The 2,348-nt window shown below is 54.9% G+C and carries 2 protein-coding genes and 1 tRNA gene; 1 reads left to right on the forward strand and 2 read right to left on the reverse strand.

The features are described from left to right. Positions 1-168: 168 nt before the first annotated feature. Positions 169-244 (forward strand) — tRNA-Glu (locus HMPREF0178_RS07530). 366 nt (positions 245-610) lie between these two features. On the opposite strand, the gene HMPREF0178_RS07535 is transcribed toward HMPREF0178_RS07530, so the two are convergent. Together HMPREF0178_RS07535 and HMPREF0178_RS07540 are read right to left on the reverse strand one after the other, a co-directional pair. After that, a complete protein-coding gene (locus HMPREF0178_RS07535; RefSeq protein WP_005027955.1) occupies positions 611-883 on the reverse strand; it encodes an RNA-binding protein in 273 nt (90 codons plus the stop codon). A 272-nt stretch (positions 884-1,155) separates the two neighbouring features. Next, positions 1,156-2,304 (reverse strand): ATP-grasp domain-containing protein, encoded by a 1,149-nt coding sequence (locus HMPREF0178_RS07540; RefSeq protein ID WP_009368178.1) that lies wholly within the window; start codon positions 2,302-2,304, stop codon positions 1,156-1,158. Between the last annotated feature and the right edge of the window lie 44 nt (positions 2,305-2,348).

The following is a 2,348-nucleotide window of genomic DNA, read 5'->3' on the forward strand; positions in this document are numbered from 1 at the left end:
CCCCCTCCTCTCTCCCTTCAAAGACTTTCGACTTTATCGAATCCCTGTTCGCCGCATTCCCTGTTTATCCTGTCGGCAATTTCGAAAAATCCGTTCTTTTTGGCACGGGTTCGTTTTGACGGCTTGACAGAAGGGGCGAATCTGCATAGAGACAGAACCGGATTCAATGTCACCATCGTCTATCCGGTTAGGACGGCGGCCTCTCACGTCGCTAAGAGGGGTTCAAATCCCCTTGGTGACGCCAGTGAATGCAAGAAGGCCACATCGCAATGATGTGGCCTTTTTTGCGTCCCGACATACAGCGAAAGGCCCCAGGAGAACGGGAGGCTGTATTTACGGCATCACCCGGCGGCGGGAACAGATGAGCTTTGAAAGAGGAGAGAATTCGGGAAAGAGGAACTTCTCTGAAAAAAATTCTTCCCTCGCCAAAACTGTGAGGCTCGCCCATCCCTCCCATTCCAGAGATATTTATACTTCCGAATCCCCGGTCCGCTGTCTTTTCCGGTAATTGGCTTTGGAAAAGACTCGTTGCGACGTGGAACGGCTCTAACGCCCAATAAAAAAAGGCCCCGCAACCTTTCGGATGCAGGGCCTTTATTATGAACGTCGATTAATAGCGGGAGTAGGAAGGACGAGCTTCGCGCGGGCGGGCTTCGTTCACCTTGAGATTACGACCGCTGAAGCTGAAGTTGTCCAGCGCTTCGACAGCGGCCTGAACGCCTTCGCTGGCCATCTCCACAAAACCAAAACCGCGGGCGCGGCCGGTTTCACGATCAGAAACGAGCTTCACGGAAGTCACTTCGCCGTAAGGGGCAAAAAGATCGCGAACATCATCTTCGGTAGCGGACCAGGGGAGATTGCCGACATAAAGAGACTTAGTCATAAAAAAAGAGACCTTGTGTAAAAAAAGAAAGACATGATGCCTGCGCATGAACTCCATCAGTCCTCTGCGCGGCGTGAAAAACACAATGCCCTGTTTCCTGAGGAAGTCAAGCTTTTTTTCTTATTTTTAAAAAAGTTAGAAAAAAATACTATTCCACTTCCGCAAGACTCGAACAAAACCGCCCTATTGCCAGTCCCCATGACCTCCATGCGCGAACGGCGTTTCAGCCGCCCGCACAACCGGATTCGCCCCCTTCTGAGTTTTCCGCCCCCCTACCGCAGAAATTCCGTGAGATCCGATTGCAGGATGGTATCCAGTTCCTCAGTCCGTTCAGCGTCGCTCTCCGTGAAGGCAAATCCGAAAACGGGCAGTTCGGGCACATCCACCTTGCGCAGTTCGAGCACCTTCGCAAAGTGCGCGGCCAGCCGATCGTAATCGAAGGCCGAAGACGGCGGCAGGGATTTCGGCTTGTCCAGAATGATCATGCTGTAGATCTTTCCTTCCCTGCCCCGCAGGATGGCGTCGAAATCCGGCTTCCGGTCATTCAGGTAACAGTCCACCGTATTGATCCCGAAGGCGAAGTAGGCCATGTCGGTCGTACACAATCCCGCGAAACGCATCGCATTGAACTCGATGGGCAAAATCCGATCGCCCTCGACCCGCAATTCGACGTGGGCGGGAAAGTCCCGGATGCCCATCAGCGCGTTGACCTTCCTGAAAAACGCCTCAAAACGCGCCTTGTTCGCTTCGATGACATCCTTACCCGTATAATACAGCCGGTCGCTCACGTCGCTCAGCGACGCGAAACGGTGTGTGAAAATATTCAGGATGACCGGTTCGCCCTCGCCGTCGAAATACACGTCCACGGCGAACTCTTCCCCGGTGATGTATTCCTCCACCAGGAACGATGACTGGTCGACCACGCTTTCGGGGAAGCGGTCCCGGCTCTCGCGCAGGTTGCGTTCAATGTCCGCCACCGCCGCCGTCCAACCGTCATCGGACGTGATCGTGTACACGCCGAGGCTGAAAAATCCCACGGACGGCTTGAGGATGAAAGGCTTTTTCCAGCCACTCACGTCGGTCTTCCCGAGTTCGCCCACCGGGATCTCGCGGAAAAAGAAATCCGGGTACATTCCGGCCAGCAGGCGGCGCAGCGCGGCCTTGTCCTTCATGGCGTCGATATGGCGGGCCACAGGCATGTCGCCCAGATGCGCATGAATCCATTCCAGAGCGTTCTCGGAAGACGTATACAAACGCTCCCCGTTCCGGCAGCGCTTCTCAGCCTCAGCGTCGTCCACAAGGTTCAGGCCGTAGTCGCGGGCCAGTCCCGCCGTAAACGGGGTTTCCAGTACGGGCTGCCCGCTCCGTTCAAGATAATTGAGGAAGTGCTTCGAGACATACGGCCTGTCGAGCAGGATCATGGAAACCTCCGGTAGTAAGTGTGATCATGGGGTTAGGGAAGATT

Origin of the sequence: Bilophila sp. 4_1_30 (genome assembly GCF_000224655.1) — a bacterium.
GTDB classification, from domain to species: domain Bacteria; phylum Desulfobacterota; class Desulfovibrionia; order Desulfovibrionales; family Desulfovibrionaceae; genus Bilophila; species Bilophila wadsworthia.

What these genes read in the sequence shown, in the direction of transcription:
- HMPREF0178_RS07535 (WP_005027955.1), bottom strand. Translation starts at nt 883, where the DNA reads ATGACTAAGTCTCTTTATGTCGGCAATCTCCCCTGGTCCGCTACCGAA.
- HMPREF0178_RS07540 (WP_009368178.1), bottom strand. Translation starts at nt 2,304, where the DNA reads ATGATCCTGCTCGACAGGCCGTATGTCTCGAAGCACTTCCTCAATTAT.